The sequence below is a fragment of the Bifidobacterium sp. M3-N-101 genome, from assembly GCF_023656805.1.
Classification (GTDB): domain Bacteria; phylum Actinomycetota; class Actinomycetes; order Actinomycetales; family Bifidobacteriaceae; genus Bifidobacterium; species Bifidobacterium breve.
On sequence record NZ_JAMOKQ010000007.1, the window covers coordinates 22,639 to 39,348 of the forward strand.

At 62.4% G+C, this 16,710-nt stretch carries 17 protein-coding genes and 1 pseudogene; 5 read left to right on the top strand and 13 right to left on the bottom strand.

Annotation, left to right across the window (positions count from 1 at the left end):
- Positions 1-169: 169 nt before the first annotated feature.
- The 10 genes and pseudogenes from NBH12_RS06730 to NBH12_RS06770 all read right to left on the bottom strand — a co-directional run.
- Positions 170-587 (bottom strand): annotated as a pseudogene (locus NBH12_RS06730) (transposase family protein); the annotation flags it as partial.
- Positions 588-751: 164 nt separating this feature from the next.
- Positions 752-1,606: a 23S ribosomal RNA methyltransferase Erm gene (gene erm, locus NBH12_RS06735; RefSeq protein ID WP_005390949.1), complete on the bottom strand. Its 855-nt coding sequence runs from the start codon at positions 1,604-1,606 to the stop codon at positions 752-754.
- A gap of 99 nt (positions 1,607-1,705) precedes the next feature.
- Positions 1,706-1,771, bottom strand: a complete 66-nt coding sequence (locus NBH12_RS10985; protein WP_118069233.1) for an erythromycin resistance leader peptide — start codon at positions 1,769-1,771, stop codon at positions 1,706-1,708.
- 50 nt (positions 1,772-1,821) lie between these two features.
- Complete coding sequence (locus NBH12_RS06740; RefSeq protein ID WP_034879614.1) at positions 1,822-3,000, bottom strand: IS256-like element IS1249 family transposase; 1,179 nt, start codon at positions 2,998-3,000, stop codon at positions 1,822-1,824.
- A gap of 250 nt (positions 3,001-3,250) precedes the next feature.
- A complete protein-coding gene (locus tag NBH12_RS06745) occupies positions 3,251-5,068 on the bottom strand; it encodes a hypothetical protein (protein WP_033502003.1) in 1,818 nt (605 codons plus the stop codon).
- A 15-nt stretch (positions 5,069-5,083) separates the two neighbouring features.
- Positions 5,084-6,169, bottom strand: a complete 1,086-nt coding sequence (locus tag NBH12_RS06750) for an antirestriction protein ArdA (RefSeq protein WP_250819305.1) — start codon at positions 6,167-6,169, stop codon at positions 5,084-5,086.
- Positions 6,170-6,194: 25 nt separating this feature from the next.
- A complete protein-coding gene (locus NBH12_RS06755) occupies positions 6,195-6,905 on the bottom strand; it encodes a hypothetical protein (RefSeq protein ID WP_115790996.1) in 711 nt (236 codons plus the stop codon).
- 157 nt (positions 6,906-7,062) lie between these two features.
- On the bottom strand, positions 7,063-8,148 hold the full coding sequence (locus NBH12_RS06760; RefSeq protein ID WP_007052702.1) for an aggregation-promoting factor C-terminal-like domain-containing protein: 1,086 nt from the start codon (positions 8,146-8,148) through the stop codon (positions 7,063-7,065).
- Positions 8,145-9,104 (bottom strand): hypothetical protein, encoded by a 960-nt coding sequence (locus NBH12_RS06765; protein ID WP_007052703.1) that lies wholly within the window; start codon positions 9,102-9,104, stop codon positions 8,145-8,147. The genes NBH12_RS06760 and NBH12_RS06765 overlap by 4 nt, the downstream gene beginning before the upstream one ends.
- Positions 9,101-9,499 carry a hypothetical protein gene (locus tag NBH12_RS06770; RefSeq protein WP_022527652.1) on the bottom strand — a complete coding sequence of 133 codons (399 nt, stop codon included), beginning with the start codon at positions 9,497-9,499 and terminating at the stop codon, positions 9,101-9,103. The genes NBH12_RS06765 and NBH12_RS06770 overlap by 4 nt, the downstream gene beginning before the upstream one ends.
- Positions 9,500-9,683: 184 nt before the next feature.
- Between NBH12_RS06770 and NBH12_RS06775 the strand changes: the two genes are divergently transcribed.
- From NBH12_RS06775 to mobC, 5 genes are all read left to right on the top strand, one after another.
- The gene (locus tag NBH12_RS06775; protein WP_007054354.1) at positions 9,684-9,977 is read left to right on the top strand and encodes a hypothetical protein; all 294 of its coding nucleotides are present in this window, start codon (positions 9,684-9,686) and stop codon (positions 9,975-9,977) included.
- Between the two features lie 106 nt (positions 9,978-10,083).
- On the top strand, positions 10,084-12,243 hold the full coding sequence (locus NBH12_RS06780; RefSeq protein WP_250819306.1) for a type IA DNA topoisomerase: 2,160 nt from the start codon (positions 10,084-10,086) through the stop codon (positions 12,241-12,243).
- Positions 12,244-12,318: 75 nt separating this feature from the next.
- Complete coding sequence (locus tag NBH12_RS06785; RefSeq protein ID WP_250819307.1) at positions 12,319-12,750, top strand: ribbon-helix-helix domain-containing protein; 432 nt, start codon at positions 12,319-12,321, stop codon at positions 12,748-12,750.
- Positions 12,751-12,843: 93 nt separating this feature from the next.
- The gene (locus NBH12_RS06790) at positions 12,844-13,050 is read left to right on the top strand and encodes a hypothetical protein (protein WP_250819308.1); all 207 of its coding nucleotides are present in this window, start codon (positions 12,844-12,846) and stop codon (positions 13,048-13,050) included.
- 12 nt (positions 13,051-13,062) lie between these two features.
- The gene (gene mobC / locus NBH12_RS06795; protein ID WP_007052708.1) at positions 13,063-13,506 is read left to right on the top strand and encodes a plasmid mobilization relaxosome protein MobC; all 444 of its coding nucleotides are present in this window, start codon (positions 13,063-13,065) and stop codon (positions 13,504-13,506) included.
- On the opposite strand, the gene NBH12_RS06800 is transcribed toward mobC, so the two are convergent.
- From NBH12_RS06800 to NBH12_RS06810, 3 genes are all read right to left on the bottom strand, one after another.
- The gene (locus NBH12_RS06800) at positions 13,468-14,736 is read right to left on the bottom strand and encodes a type II restriction endonuclease (protein WP_007052709.1); all 1,269 of its coding nucleotides are present in this window, start codon (positions 14,734-14,736) and stop codon (positions 13,468-13,470) included. The genes mobC and NBH12_RS06800 overlap by 39 nt on opposite strands.
- A 45-nt stretch (positions 14,737-14,781) precedes the next feature.
- Positions 14,782-15,753 carry a DNA (cytosine-5-)-methyltransferase gene (dcm, locus tag NBH12_RS06805; RefSeq protein ID WP_007057142.1) on the bottom strand — a complete coding sequence of 324 codons (972 nt, stop codon included), beginning with the start codon at positions 15,751-15,753 and terminating at the stop codon, positions 14,782-14,784.
- 128 nt (positions 15,754-15,881) lie between these two features.
- Positions 15,882-16,664 (bottom strand): Fic family protein, encoded by a 783-nt coding sequence (locus tag NBH12_RS06810; RefSeq protein WP_250819309.1) that lies wholly within the window; start codon positions 16,662-16,664, stop codon positions 15,882-15,884.
- Positions 16,665-16,710 lie beyond the last annotated feature (46 nt).

Genomic DNA, 16,710 nt, shown 5'->3' on the forward strand with positions numbered 1-16,710 from the left:
ACACTTTTTGACCCTTAACCCAGATTGCACGCGTGGGGATTGAGGGTGTGAATCCCACTGTCGTGGGTTTGATGAGGTAGTCGATGTTGCGGAAGCTTTGGCATCGGCGTGCGTTGTGCTCCGTACGTTGTTTCAAAAACGGGTTTCATCAAACGGAACAAAACCTGGGACACTTCATATCCCACCCCAGGCCTAATGACTTGGGTGCAGCGGCAACGCTCATCCGATTTAGGCAGAGTCGTTGCAGGATCCAGTGGGTCACCTGGTCCGTGGTCTTTGAATTGTCGGGCGCGCAGGCAAGGCCAGCACGGAAGATCTTCTGCAAGCAACGCTTGTTGGTGCACCGGTAGCGTGGAAGGCGCACATGAAGTTGTTGGGTGGCCGACGATGGGCAGATCGACCAGGCTGCGGATGACGTGGTCGCGGAATACCCCAGGCTGCCCGCAGGTAGGGCATTCATTGATCGGCTCGACGGGTTCGGCTTCAATAACAGTGACGTCACCGTTTTCTGTGGCACCGGTGATAGTAGTTCCTAGTTTTGCGGTGCGGCAGATGGTATCGACGATGACATTTCCGTTAGGCTGCACAGTAGGTCCTTAGTTTTGTACGGATGGATTAGATACCTTTTTCCTACAAAGCCAAGGACCCCAATATCTTGTGCCACGCCCGAACCCCCGGCGAACTAATCAATGCACTCTAAAACCGGAAGAGCCCTTTTAGTACTACTGGTGGATTTCGGTTTTGGTGGGGATTAACGCCGCCGGCTTCGGTTTTTCCGTTGAGGAGGTCGTTGACTACTTCCCGATGGTGAAATGGGTCGATGGTGAGGTAGAGAGGAACCAGTCACCTGGAAGAGATCGATCCAGTCGTTGGTGTGCAATCTGGGAGGTAGGGTCGCGGGGTCGATTCCTCGCGAGCGCAACCATGATTGTGTTTCTGAACGTGATGAAAACAACCCTGCCCTTCGGAGAATTTCCCCTATCCCGCGTCCCCGGGCAGTGAAAACGGTGTGCACCATCGCCTGAAAGGCTTTGCGCTGCTCTATCGGAATCTTCGGGTCACCCACCCGGCGGATCACTAAGATCCCCCCGTCAACGTTTGGCTGTGGCCGGAAAGCAGTCCTTGGTACCCGAGAACCCAGGTGAAATGTGAACCATGGGGACCACTGAGCCGTCATCATCGTGCTTGCGCCTACCCCGGCCCGGCGGCGAGCGACTTCCCACTGCATGAGGAGTACAGCGTCAGTCCATGCTGGCGCATGCAGCAACTTTCGAAGAATGGCAGTGGTGAGGTGAAAGGGAATGTTTCCCACAATGACGCAGGGAGTGGCGGGTAACCGGAAGTTAAGGAAATCATCATGGACCACTTCGACCGCCGCCGAGGAGGTTTCTTGTGTGATTTTGGCAGCTAGTTTTGCGTCCACTTCAACTGCCGTTATCGCCCTCCCCAAGTGGGCCATCGGGTGAGTGAGGGCACCGCTTCCTGGTCCGATCTCAATGATGGGGCCGGAGGTTTGTTTCACAAGGTCGATGATGGAGTTGATGATCTTGTGGTTGGTGAGAAAATTTTGGCCATGCTCGTGACGGCCGTGTCCGTATGCAGACATCAGGTGTGCTCCTTGGATTTGAAAGGGAGCCGGGCATGACAAATAGCCACCCGGCTAAAGGACCGGAGCGGTTTTTAACCTACGGGGTAGGAAACCGCCTTAGCGGTTGGTGCGCAACCGCAAGAAAGCGATACCTGAAATCAACATGGGTCTAATTATATCCATTTAAAGGGTTAAGGGTCAAAATGTGTGTCTGGCTCGGCGTGTCGCGGGGGTTAGATTTGGCCTTTTTGAATGCCGATTGAGTGGGTGTAGTCGGTGTCGATAGCGTTGTCGTAGAGGGCTGGGCGTCCTGTTTCGTGGTCGGCTTGGTTCTCGGTTTGGGTCAGGGTGGATACTTTGGCGAGTTGGCCCTGGCCCCAGTCGGACTGCCTGGCGATTCGTACTGGATCGTCAGGCAGTTCCGTTTTTAAGTAGAGCCACCAATCCAGCATGCGGCGTTGTCGTTCGCCTGATCTGCCGCGGTGGGTTCTGGCGAGCAGTTTGAGCTGGGCGTTGATGCCGCCTTCTAAGCTGTTGGTGGTGGATTTGATCCGCTCGGGCGCAAGGACTCCTGCTGGCGGGTTGAGGTAGACAAACAGCATCTCGGACCGCCAAAGATGGTTGAGGCTGTTGTAGGCCTTGCGCACGTTGTGGTGGGTCCACACGCGGGTCCATGCACCTGTTTTGGGGTCTTTGATCATGGTTTTCTCGTTCATCCATTCCCGGTAGATCGTTGAAAACTCGTGCAGTTGCACACCCCACGCGGCGGCTTCATCCAGTGTGGTGATCCGGGTCAGTTTCAGCGCAAGTCGGTAGATGGTGCGCCCGGCATCGGTGCGTGGGTTGGTGGTGGTGTAGCGGCGGACCACGCGTTGGGCGTGGATGAGGCAGCGTTGAATTTTCGTAGTCGGCCAGCACTTTTTGATTGCGCTGTATGCGCCTTGGCCGCCGTCGATGACGGCGATGAGTGGGGCTTCGATGCGTTCAAGCAGCAGTTGGTAGTCGCGGGTGGTTTCGTGTTTGCACCAGTGCCAGGCGATCACGTGGTCGATGGTCGCCGCGACGATCAGGCAGCCACCGGCGGTGTAGGTGCCATCGAGAAATACCTGGTCGTAGATCCGCTTGTGGTGGCCGGCGGTGGGGTCAGGCACATCAACGAGCCAGCACCACTTGAAGCGCCGCTTCATGGTGGCGCGGCTAACACCGTTTCGTTTGGCTAGGTCGTCGAGTGATATTGCGGTGGTGCAATGCTCGATGAACTGGGTGAACACTGCCGCGTTGGTGATGTCGTTTCGACGTTTGACGCTGGAGGCGCCGCATTGTTTGCAGCGCCATCTGGTGGTGCCTTTGCTGGTGGTGCCGTTGCGTTTCATTTCACCGCCGCAGTGGCAGCGTGGTTGGTTCTTCGACATTGCGACACCACACCACGCCGCGCATAGCACATCACGGCTGCCACACCGAGGATTTCCCGTCGGGGGCTAGATATATGCTTCCGGAGCATATACTTTCCGGAAACCTACAGGTCAATCCGTGAAAATCCGCGATTCCGGACACACTTTTTGACCCTTAACCCCGTTTTCCTATTCACCGGGTCATGCCGTACGGCGATGCCTGGTCAAGGTTCAACGTGCCGGCCGGATCGCATACGCCGGCAGAATCGCTTTATCGTCCGTGTGCCGTTTCCATGCCGTCATCCAACGCGAGGTCGAGCCCTGCGGTCTCAGGAGACGTTTCCTGTGGGTCGGCCCAGCCGACGGCGAGGTCCAGCGCGCCGCGCAACGCCTGGCCGGAAAGCCGGTACGTCCAGAAATCGTTTGCCTCGTAAGGGAAGGATTCGCCGGACACGATGCCGCGCTCGTCATGCAGGCTCACGTCGAACGCTTCGGGTTTGGCCGTGATCAGCGCATGACGGGCGGAACCGGGAACCGAGACTTCCAGCGCCTTTCTGCCGTCGGGAGACCCGGTGGCGGTGAATTTGATATCGGGGTGGTGCGCGAGGCTGTAGGAAGCGTTGGACTCACACGCCAGCGGGACCGTATCTCCCAGCCCGCTGTCTGCGGCCAGCTGCTGTGGGCTGTAATCCATGCCCTGCGTGTAGTCGATGGGCTGCGCGTCGGTGTAGAAGCATCCGCCGCCATCGTCCGCGTCGATCGCGTCTCCCACGAGCCGGTCCAGGCGCGCGGGGTCGTCCCATGCGCTCACGAGTCTGGCGGGTTCGGCCTGGTTCTTCCATGCCATGTAGCGGTCGCGTTGGTCGCCGCAGATGCCGTCGAATGATTCCTGGGAGATGAACGTGCCGCCGTCCAATTGGTAGCATTCCCCGTCCGGGTCCAACGAGCGCTCCTTGAACTCCTTTTCGGCGGCGGCGTACAGGCGCTTGTCGATCTGCCCCATGGCCGCGTCGATGCCCGACATCATCTCGTCCACGTGTTGCCGCATGTCGGGCTGGCTCGTTTTCCACCATGCCTGCAAGTCGGCGAGCACGTCGGCGGCGTTCTCCCGTTCGCACACATCGAGCAGGTCATCGTCGTAATTTTCCACCGTCCAGGAGTAGAAATCCCAGTCACTCGAACCGGTCAGGCGTTCGATGCCCTTCATGCGGTGGAAGTCCATCAACCCGCCGCCGTGCTCGCGCACGATGCCCGCCAACGGCAGATCGGCCTCGTCCATCAGGCCTTTCCAGTATTCGGGGACATTCCCGTTCTCCATGTCGTTCTCCTTTCCGAACGCCTTTTCGATCACGAGCGGGTCTCGTGGGTCAACAGTGCGGTCGATCCGCAGTATCTCGGGCATGACCGCCTCGCTTTCACGGCCGATGACGAACGTGCCGATGCCGGCCTTGACGCGATGCTCGGGAAGCCTTCCCGAACCGTCGCACATCACCGCCGGCCGGAACAGCGAATCCCCGTAGGCGAGCGTCACCGTGTCGCCCGGCCTGGCGAGAACCCGTTCGACGGCCATGCGTGAGAGGCCATGCGCGTCGAGACGGCCGGAACGCCAATCGTTGGCCTCGGCTGCTGTCAGGGTGAAGGAAACGGAACGCCCTCCCTGGGCCGAGGTCACGTCGAGCCTGACCGGCTGCATGGCCTCGAAACCGATCCAGATGCCTTCCGGCGTCCTGTCCGGGGCTTTCACGTCAATGTCCGTGAACCCGTATTCGGTCAGCACGTCCGTGACCCTGATCCTGAGCGCGTTGTCGGGAGGCAGATCAGGGCGTTCATTGGGAATCGGGAGCGAGGACGCCTCGAACCACACGTCCTCGCTCGGATCGGTGTCGAAGCCGCCGTCCGCGTCGGAATACGCCATGTGGACGCCGAACTCCAATTCCTTGGCATCGACGGAAGAGACCAGAATCGCGTTCCCCAGCACGAGATCGCGCGCGTTCCTGCGCAGGATGGATTGCATGTCGGGCTTGGCGGGATTCCCGGCCGCGAGCAGGTCGCGGTTCACACCCTCCATGTCAAAAGGCGTCAAGGCCATCTCGCTCGCCCTTTCTCACTTGGAAAGGCCGGAACCGGCCGTATCGGTCATATTCAGCGGGTCCGAGGGGTCGCACGCCTGCGCGCGTTCCGCGAACGAGGTGACGGCACCGGGCAGCACATATCCCAGATCAAGGTCGATCGGGCTCACGCCGTCGTCTTCGCCGACGGACGCTGCGGGCATTGCGCCCATGGTCTCGCGCAGCACGTCCACGGCGTCGCCAGTAGCGGCGCGCGCGTCGATGATCCGGTGCATCGTGTCCTCAAGCGCGGCATGGATATCGGTGGAACCCTCCTCCACGATGCACTGGTATGAGGGGGCTCCCCAGTTCGTGCCGGTGCCGGAAATCGTGTAGTCCGCGATGCGTTCGCCCGGCTGGACGAGCGAGGCGAGGTCGAACGCGGCCGGCGAACCGGTCTTCGCGTCGAAATCATCCAGCCATTCGACCTCCTCGGCGATCTCCTCGCGCGAGTACCGGCCGTCGATATCGCTCGGCCAGTCCGCGTCCTCCAGATAGCCGTTGTCGCCAAGCGACACATCGCCGTCGAGCGTGAGGTCCCGGCCGTACATCTCCATATCGATCAGATAGCCGAGCCCCGTATCGAACATGGACCACACGGCATCCGATGCCCACCCCTGGTTCACGGCGGTCCAGGCATACTTCGCCTCCTTCGATTCGGCCGAGGACGGCGCATCATAAGAGTGATAGGGGATCTCGTCCGAGTTCAGCGCGAGGTTCGCGTACTGCAACGGGGTGCGCGGGGCCGCGTCAAGATCGTCGCGGACCGTCTGCACCTTCTCGTACACGTCCGGGTCGTCGTCCTCGCGCGCCTCGAACGCGCGGCACATGAGGTTCAGGTCCGTCAGCGACTCGTATTCGCCGGGATTCGCCACGGTGGCGAGCAGTCCTTCCCCGCCCTCGTAGTCGTGGATCGCGTACTCCTCGTACCGGCCGCCCAATCCCACCTCGGTCTTCAGGGTGTCCTGCAAGCGTTCGGCGGGCATGGGCAGCGTGATCCACGCGCCCTGCAACACGCCCTCCACGTATTTGCCCAGGTTGGCGACGTACACGCTGATCTGGTAGTCCTTCAATCCGGCCATGATGATGCTCCTTCGCTCGGGTCTTTTATCGTGTGGCTGCGGCCGAGGCAGACGGGTCGGCAATGCTCAACGGGTCGGCCGGGTTCGCGGGATCGTGGGTTTCGGACGTTTCGGCCTTCTCGCCTTCGTCTTTGCGGGCGAGCCGGCCGTCGTCCACCATCGCGTCGATGATCTCCCATCCCTCCTCGATGCTGCGGTCCCGCAATTCCCTGGCCGAGATCATGTCGCGCATCGCGTCCATGTTCTCGTTGTTGTCGGGCCAGTCATGGTCTTTCAGCCAGTGCCGAAGGTCCTCCTCCGTCCAGCGGATCTCCGCAATCGTTTCGTTGCCTTGCCCGGCGTTGCTTTGACCGGGATGAAGCAACGCCTCAGATCGGAGACCGAAATACGCTTTGTCTTCCTGGAGGCCGGACAGGAAGCCGGAGGGCGTGAACCCGTTGCGTGCCGCGAACTCGCGGGACCAGCATTCGTCGAACTCCTCGTCGGGGTCGAAGTCGAGGAGCCCGTCCGCCATGGCGCGCCTCAGCCCCTTCTCGTCCGCCTCGGCCGGCACCGTGACCGTGACCGTGGCGTGGTTGGGGGCCTCCAGCGTCATGTACAGTTCGCTGTGGCCGGCGTCGCGTTGGATGAAGCATTCCCCGTTGCCCCAGTCGAGCTCGTGCTGCTCGATCAGCTCCTTCGCCTTGTCGGTCAGGGCCCGTTCCTGGGACGTGTATTCGTCGGGTTCCATCAGCATGATGCGTCCTTCCTTCCCTTGGATGATCGGTGCCGCGCCGTCCGGCGGGCATGGCTCCGATCATCAGCCCATACGGGCGGTCGCGCGGGGCATGGCGTCTACGGGGCAGATGATTCCGCCGAGATCTGATGCTCGGTCCCTTCACGTGTCCCGCTCCTTAGTACCAGTTGTGGGCGAGCCAGAACGTCTTGGCGGCGCTGGGGCTGCCGTACCGGCCGGCGATGTAGTTCAATCCCCATTTGATCTGGGTGGCGGCGTCGTCCTTCCAGTCGTCTCCTGCGGAGGCGAGTTTCGACGCGGGCAACGCCTGGGGTATGCCGTACGCGCCGCTGCTCGGGTTGGTGGCATTCCACTGCCATCCCGATTCCTTGTTCCACAGCCATACGAGCGCGTCATAGTCGCCGTCTCCCCAGTCCTTGTACGAGGCGATCATCTTCCGGGCGATGGCCCGGGCCTGTTCCGGCGTGGCGTGGGTGCCGTCGCCGTCGTAGTCCACCACCACGTCCGTGGAGCCCGAGTCGGAACTGGAGCACGTCCATGCCGCCTCCACCGGATCCGAAGAGGAGGACGAGTCGGACGATGACGACGAATCGGACGATTCGGAACCGGATGACGTGGAATCCGTGCCGGCGGAACCATTGGTGGACACACTGCCGTTGGGCAGGATGTAGACCGCGCCGACGTCGATCCTGTGCGTGCGGTGGTTGACGATGCCCAGGCCGCCGCGCCCGTTCATCTCGCTGATGGTCACGGTGCCGGCCGTCCGGTCGACCGCCTCGACGACGGCGACGTGGCCGTACAGGGTGTCCGCGTCGGCCACGCCGGGCGGGTAGCTGACGATGCTGCCGGCCACGGGATCGGTGCGGGTGGTCTTCCATCCGGCGGCGGTGGCGCTGGCGGCCCAGTCGCCGCCGTTGCCCCAGTAGGAGCCCACGTCCAATCCGATTTTATGGCCTCTCATGCACGCCCACCATGTGCATTGCCCGTCCGGATAGGCCTGGCACACGTTGTCGGGCCCGTCGGATCCGTTGAACCACGCCTTGGTCTGCGCGATGGTCATGCCGTCACGCACCTCGCCGGTCGTGACGCTTCCCGTGACGCCTCCCGACGATCCGTTGGAGCCGCCGTCCTTGCAGCCGCCGAGGACCGCGAGCACGGTCAACGGCGTGCATCCGCCGAGCAGGGACAGCAGGCACGCCGAGAGCATGGCCGCGAGGATCCGATGGCGGCTGGCCCGGCTCATTGCGTGTTCCTCAGCGACCAGAAGGGCTTCTGCCCGCCGACCACGACCTCCACGGTCCGGCAGGGATGCTGGACCGTGCCGTATCCGGTGGCGGAGATCACCGTGTACGCCTCGTCGCCGGCCTTCACCTGATCGGGGTCGAGCTCGTTGGCATCCTTGTCCAGCAATGACGCGTCGAGCGCGGCCGGGCAGTAGACGGTGACGTGCCAGTTGCCGTCGTCCATCGGCAAGAGCACGGTGTTGTACGCCTGGCTGACGGTCTGCTGCGGATCCGTCGTGGATGACGGTCCGCCGCCTTCCGGGATCGGGAAGCTGGTTTCCTTCGTCGTCCAGAACGGCTGGGACTGGATGGCATCCGTATCCGAGCCCTCCCATTTGCCGTCGGAGGTGCAGGTGTAGGCGTAGTTGACGTACTTGTCATCGTATTGGCCCGAGCATACGGATCCGGCGTGGAAGCGGCGCTGGGTCCACCACCAGCGCGGCGCGTCGGAGACCGGATGGCTCTCCCCGGCACCGTCGTCGCCGAGCAGCGCGAACACGTTCTTGCGCCATTCGTCGTCGCTGCCGTTTGGATCGAGCAGCGCGTCCACCGTTTCCAATGCGGTGTCGATCGGGCCGGAACCATTGTGCAGCGTGATGCCGTCCGCGTTTTCGGAGAGCGTGCGGGTGCCGTCCTTGTGGGTGTCAACGGGGAACGCGGTGGTGCGCTGAGACCAGTCGCCGGGAACCGGGATTCCCGCCGCCTCCAGGCCGGCGTACCGTCGCGGGCCTGAATCCGTTTTCCTTTTGCCCGTGGACTCCTGTTTCGCGTCCGTCGCGGAACCGTGGTCGTCGCCGGCCGTTGACGGCTGGTGGTTGGCGACGATGACGCCCAGCGAGCACACGAGGAGCGCGGCGACGAACAGGCACAGGACGCGCAGCGGTTTCGGCAGCGGACGCGGTTCCGGCCGGTTCACGATTCACCGCCTTCCCAACGGTTCGGCTCGCCCGGCATGCCGCCTTGCGTGTTTTCTTCCATGGCCGGATGCTCCCGCTCGGGGTTCACGGTTCCCGGATCCGCGTTTTCGGGCGACCCGTCTTCCGCCGACCCGTCTTCCGTCCCCGTCCACCGCGCGTCTATGAGGTCGTCCGCCGTTTTCAGTTCGGCGCTGGTGTTTCCCGCGTCCTTCGCCTTCCTGCGCAGCAGGGTGGCCTTCTCGCGGGCCTCTTCCAGACGTCCCTCCAATGATTTGATGTTGACGCGCGCCGCCACGTACTCGTCCATCGCATCCTGTTTCGTCTTCTGGCTGTCGCGCACCGCCTTGAGGATGCTGCGTTTCATGTCGCGCATGGTGTTCTGGTTGTTCGCCACGACGATCTTCCTTTCGCTCGTTTTTCCGTCAAGGCGAGTCTGCCTTCCCGTCGCGCGTTCCACGGGGCATGGCGTCTACATTCCCCATGGCGGAAGGCGGGGCGTGTAGACGCCGTGCCCCGTGGCCGGCCGTTTTGCGGCCGAGAATCGGAAGCGTCGTTCCAATCAGGTGAAAGGAAAATCAATGGAATCGTTTCTCTCTATGCTCGCCGGCTGGTTCATGGGCCTGTGGACGTGGCTGGTCGAGCTCAACGGGATGCTCCAGGTGGTGCTCGTGCTGTTGTGCGTGGTCGCCTCGGGCGTGTGCGCGATCATCGGCAAACGCATGGGCAGCCCGATGATCGTGGAATCCGGCGGACAGACCTGGAGCCGCACGCTGGTGACGGCCATCGCGTGGATCGCCGGCGTCATCCTCATGCTGATCGCGGTGCTGGCCATCGCCGCCGTGTTCGCGCCGCTGCTCGGCTTCGCCGCCTGACCTTGGCGACGCCTTTCCATCCAGGGCCGGCCGGGAAGGGATTCCCGCGCCGGTCCTCGCATGTCGGACAAGAATCAAGGAATCCCAAAAAACGGAAGGAACGCGAATGAGACTCGTCATCGCGGAAAAGAAATCGGTCGCCACGGCCATCGCGCAGGCGTTGTGCGCCGCGCCCGTCCAAAGGGACGGATGCTATGAGTGCGGCCAGCTGCTCGTGACATGGGCGCAGGGCCACCTGATCGACCTTGCCATGCCCGAGGACTACAAGGACAGGGATTGGGGCAAATGGAGTCTGGACACGCTGCCTGTGGACCCGTCCGGCCATTGGCGGTGGAAGATCAGCGCCGAGCGCGGTGCCGGCTCCCGCTACCGGCAGATCGTGCGGCTGATCCGCCGAACGGATGTGGATTGCCTCGTCAACGCCTGCGACCCCGACCGCGAGGGTGAGGCCATCTTCCGCCGCATCGCGGACATGGAAGGCTCTCACAAGCCGGAACTGCGCCTGTGGGTGGCGAGCCTGGAGGCGGAGGCCATCCAGGCCGCGTGGCGGGCGATGAAACCCGAATCCGAATACCAAGGGCTCGCATGGTCGGCGGAGATCAGGTCGAAGGCGGACTGGCTGATCGGCATGAACGCGAGCCGCGCGTACTCGCTGCTCTACAACGCACGGTTCAGCGTGGGCCGCGTGCAGACGCCGACGCTCGCCATGATCGCGGAACGCGACCGGCAGATCAGGAACCACAAACCGGTGCCGTTCTGGACCGTGATCGCGGACATGGGCGGATGGCGGCTCTCCAGCGAACGGATCGACAGCAAGGATGCGGCGATGCTGCTGTGCGGCCAGGTCGAACGCGGCCGCTTCCGCATCATGTCCGTGAACCGGAGGCGGGTGAACGACCGGCCGCCCCGCCTGTATGACCTGACCGGATTGCAGAAGGACATGAGCCGGTTGCACGGCATGACCGCCGCGCGCACGCTCCAGGCGTTGCAGCACCTCTACGAACTCAAACTCGCCACCTATCCGCGCACCGACAGCCGGTACATCACGCATGACGACCTCGCAACGTTCACGGCGCTCCTCGAATCCGGCCGTCTCGCCCAAGGGTTCGTCACCCGCGAGGGCATACCCGGACACCCGCGCCCGGAGCTGGCCGTCAATGACGCGAAGGTGGCCGGCCACACCGCGATCCTGCCGACCATGCAATTGGACGCCGGGAAGCTGGAAGGCCTGGACGATGACGAGCGCAAGGTGATGACGCGCATCGTGCGCCGCATGTGGGAGGCCGTGGGCGACGACCATGTGCACATCGTCACCGAGGTGAAGGCCCGGCTTTCCGACGACACCGACAGGGAGTTCTCCAGCCGTTCCGACGAGACCGTATCCGCAGGATGGAAGGCCGTCGAAACCGGCCGCGGGTCCGAACCGGAAGACGAGGAAACCGCGAACCCGGCGGGAGGAAGGAACGTGATCCCGTCGAACCTCACGGAAGGCGGCGTCATTCGCCCGGTCGGGAAGGTCACGGTCGAGGAAGGCGAGACCCGCCCGCCCAAACCGTTCACCGAGGCCACGCTGCTGGCCGCGATGGAGCACGCGAGCCGGTACGTGGAGGACAAAAGCCTCAAGGCGGCGCTCGATGACGACGAATCACATTCCGGCGGCATCGGCACGCCAGCCACCCGCGCGGACACCATCGAAAAACTCGTGCGCTCCAAACTCGTGGAACGCAAGGGCCGTCAGCTCCACGCCACCACGGAAGGCGAACGCCTCACCGACGTGGTGGAGCCACGCCTGAAGGACGTGCTGCTCACCGCGCGGATGGAACAGGCGCTCTCCGACGTGGAACACGGCAAACGGGACCCGGCCGACGTGATGGACATGTTCCACCGGGAGGCATTGCGAATCCCCGCCGACGCGACCGCGAACCTCAAGGCCGATGCCGTCACACGAACCACGAACACCGACGCGCAGGATTGGGGCGACTGCCCGCGCTGCGGCCAGCCGGTCAGGAAAACCGGCCGGATGTGGCAATGCTCCACGAACAAAAGCGAGAAGACCAAGGACGGCAAGTGGATCGCCGTCGAGGGATGCGGATGGAAGATGTACGCGAGCCTCGCGGGCAAGACCATCACCGACCAGACCGCACGCAGGCTCCTCGCGGGACAGACCGTCACGCTGAAGGGCTTCACATCCAAATCCGGGAAGAAGTTCGACGCGGCCATCCGCATCGACAAGTTACGCGGCACGGCGTTCGACTTCGACCGCTGACCAACCGGCCAACCATCCGTGCCCGACGCGCCATGCCGCGCCGGGCACGGCAACGACCAAGGAGACGATGAAACCATGCGACGATACAGCCACGCCTTCCGGGTCCTCATGGACCGGGAGCTGTTCAATCTGCTTGCCGAGGCCTCCGCCAAGACGGGCATACCCAAATCCCGTTTCGTGAGATACGCCATCCAGCCGTTCAGCTACACGGAACTCGCCCCCGGCACCACCGATTGGAACGACGTGTACCGCACCGACCCCGACCCCGAACATCCGCTGAAGCAGGGACGCCAGCTCAATGTCATGCTCACCGGCGACGAATACGAGATGCTGTGCCGGGCCGCGTTCAAGATGGGCATCGCGCGCAGCGCATGGGTGCGGGAACGGGTGTACGCGCTCCTCTGCCGCTCCTATGCGGACGAGCTCTCCCCGCTCACGGACGCGAGCATCCGCGACAACGCGACGATGCTCCTCAAGGAGCTCAAGACGAAGGATGCGGGAAGATGACATTCCAAAAAAAGGAAGAGCCCCTTCCCATTCGTGGAAGAAGGCATCACCCCGAACGATCATCCACCCTCATGCGTTTTCCTATGCGCTCATATGGATATATCCATGGACACCCACATGGACACGTCTATGGACACCCACATGGATATGTCCATGGACATCCACATGGAGATGCCCATCAAATCGAAGGTAAGCAAGCTAGACGGATTGTATATACAATCCGAGCCCGCAGCCTCCCGCGCCCTGCGGCGCTGGAGCAACAACCCGAGTGCCGAAGGCCTGATAATCAATGATCCATGAGAGGAGGAAACGATGGCAAGGAAAAGACGGTGCAGGCAAAACGGTCCACGCGAAAAGGCGGTGCTGATCCGCGTCGATGACGACGAGAAACGGATGATCCAGGATGCCGCGCGGCGACGCGGCCAGACCGTCTCCCTCACCGTCATCGAGGCGGTGAAGCTGTTGGAGGGAAGCCTGTACGTCGAGGAGGAGGAACATGATTCGCCCACCGTCCAGGCGCTCAGGGATATCGAATACCAGCTGCGCCGCATCGGCCGCAACGTCAACCAGATCGCGCACAACGCGAACAGGGAGATGAACGCGACCATCGAGGACGAGGCATCGGCGTCCTACGCCGTCCGGCAATGCCGGGAGCTGATAGACCATCTCGATGCCGTCATCGGGCAGTCCGGGGGAGTGCCCGATGACGCGAACCGGTCAGAGGAGGGTCAGGCTTTGCGGACGGTCCGCTTGTAGTCCTTGGATTTCTTCGATGAACCGGGAGAACGTCATGGTTTCTCCCTGGATCAGGTCGTCATAGGATTCCTTGACTACCTTGGGCATGACCAGGTGGATGTGCAGTTCATCGAGTTGGGCGAGCTTGGGATGGGTCACGTCGCCGGGAGTCAGGGTGAACAGGTGTTTGTCCCTGATCCGGTTGGCTTCGTCGGCGACCTGGCGGAAACGATCCTTGATGGAGGTTTTCGAGGCGAGCATACGCAGCTGTTCCTCGGGGAACGCCGGATCCTCGTAGGCGGCTTGCGAGGGGAACAGGAAATCGGGTTTCTTTCCGTTTTCCGTCTTGGCCTGCGCCTCGTATTCGATGCCGCGCGCGTCGAGGATGTGGGCGATGTGGATTTCGAGGACCTTGCCTGCGCGGCTCATGCGCCGGTTGCGCACGGAGGTGTAGAACGAAGTGAACGAGTCAACGTCGATGACGCCATCCGATACGAATGGCGCGGCATCGTAGTCGTGTTGGATGACCGCCCGCTCATAGAGTTTGAACAGCAGGTAGCTGCGGTCGTAGTATTCGATCACCACGTCGTCAGGGTCATCGTGCGTGGGGTCCACGTCCGTCAAGGAGGATTGGGAGAAGGCCGCGAACTCCTCGTTGCTGGGGAACCTGTATCCCCATCTGCCGATCATCTCGGGGAGATACGTGTCATCCCGCACTTCGACGTTGATGCCGAGAGCTTCGAAGATCTGCGCGCCGAAGGCGTCCAGCTCACGTTCCGTGTTGTCGTGGAAGCGGAACGCGACCTCCTGTTCGTCGTCGATGCCGAAGAGCCATTTGGCTTGGGCTTCGGCCGTGCTGTCATGCTGCGCGATGATGATCAGCAGACGATTGTCCCTGAGCATACCGAAGCACATGAGGTCGCCGGGGCGGGCCATGCGGATTGGCTCGCAGTCCTTGTAGTAGAGACGCCATTCGGCGCTGCGGTTCGGGTTGTTGCGCCGTGCGTCGTACCATGTGGTTTCGAGGTCGGCGACCGCCGGTGCGTCATCGTCGCTCAGGTACATGAGCGCGGTGGGTATGCCGTGCCCTTGGGATGCTCTGCGGTCCTCGCCGGTGCCGAGCAGTCTTCTGAGCGCGTCGTTGCCGCCGAACTCGTGCTGGTTGCTGCTGTTGGCGTCGATATCGACGGCCGACAGTTTCTTGGCCGCGACCGGGCCGATGTAGTCGCCGATTCTTCCGTAATCGCTCATAATCCATGAGCATAGACCAATCGGACAGGGAACGCCTCGGGCTAATCAGTCGGACAGGTAGGGTTTCATCGCCTCGCCTATGGCTCGGATGACCGGCACTGCGACCGAGTTGCCGAACTGCCGGTATGCCTGCGTGTCGGATACCGGGATACTGAACGAATCCGGGTAGCCCATCAGTCGCGCGCATTCGCGCGGGGTTAGCCTTCGAGGGTTCTTTCCCTCGCCGCGTGAGACCAGTATCTCGCTGCCGTCCTTTCCGTACCGCGCGCTCAACGTGCGCGTGTGGTCGGTGGCGGCATCGACCATGCCATATCCGAAACCGTTGCCTGCGGCCTCGTGCTTCTTCTTGTAGTTCTGGAGGTACGTCCACAGCTTGTCGCTCAGAACATACTTGTCGGGAACCTGGGAGGCGGGCAGGAGGATGCTGCCGACGTTGCCGTGCGCGATGGGCTTCACGTCATCGAACGTGAACCCGTTCTCCTCGCGAAAGCCCACGATGTACGTGCGTTCCCTGTGCTGGGGGACGAAGCCCGCCGCGTCGATCAGCTTGTAGGTGACGTGGTATCCAAGGTCTTCGGTCAGCACGGAATATATCGTCTTGAACGTGCGCCCACGGTCGTGCGAGAGCAGGTTCTTCACGTTCTCCAGGAGGAACGCCTTCGGCTGCTTTGCCTTGATGATTCTCGCCACGTCGAAGAACAGTGTGCCTTGGGTCTTGTCCTCGAAGCCGGTGGGACGGCCCATGCTCTGTTTCTTGGAGACGCCGGCGATGGAGAACGGCTGGCACGGGAATCCCGCGAGCAGCAGGTCGATGTCGGGAACGTCATGCTCGTCGACCTTGGTGATGTCGCCGGCCACGGGATTCTCGTCGTGCCAGTTCGCCTCATAGGTCTGCACGCTGTACTTGTTCCACTCGGACGAATACACCACGTGCGCGGCATCGCCCAGCGCCTGCACCATTCCCATGCGGATGCCGCCGATGCCGGCGAACAAATCCGCTATCCTGATCTCACTCATACGGTTCCTCCGATTCCCGAGAAACCCAGGATAGCACATGAGAAGGGCGCGGCCCGACACCCCGCGAAATCATCGCGTAAATAATCCCGTGGCGTTCGGGAGCAAACTTCCCCCGGACGCCACGACCGTCACCTCAGTAAGCCGGAACCTCCATCGAGGCCGTCGAGGGGAACGCCGGGCACGGTGCCCATCCCGTTCACGGCATCATTCGTCTTTTCCACGACCCCAGACGATTGGGCCAAAGTCAGCCCGCCGGGCACATGGCCGACGGCGTTCTGTGAGAGCCAATCGGAGAGCCGGGAGTAGTCGCCCGTCTCGTAGTAGCGCAGGAGCATAGAGACGAACTGCGCCTTGTCTTCGGGAGGGATCGAGAAGACGCCGATGCCGTCGTGTATGAGCTGGTGGTTGGCAACCATCAGCGCGGTGCGCTTGTTGCCGTCCGAAAACCATTGTCCCCGCGTGACCGCGCCGAACAGCAGCATCGCAGTGGCCTCCCCTTCTGACTCCTCCAGGATGCCGCGAACCCTTTCCTGTGAGGACTCGACGGCGGGGATCTCCGGCACCCATCCCGTGCCGCCGATCCTCACGCCGTATTCACGCAAGCGGCCGGCGTCGCGCACGCGGCCTTCGCCGATGATGCGGTTGTATTCGCGGATGTACTGCCAATCGACCGGATGGTCGATGTTCCCGAGCAGGAATCCCCACGCGCGCTTGATGTTATTCACCGTGACTATATCGTCCACGCTCATACCCTCGGGCGCGCGCCCGTCGAAGATCTCCTGCGTGTCGGGGAAGGTGACGCCATCAACCTCGATCTTGGCGGTGCGCCAGATCAAATCGACCAGCAGCCGCTTCGCCAGTTCCACGGCCGTGCGCCTATCCGTCGTCGTATCGTTCCTCACCGGTTCCATCAAAGCCCCTTATCCGTTTCCGATAATTCTATCGAAGTGGCCGTGC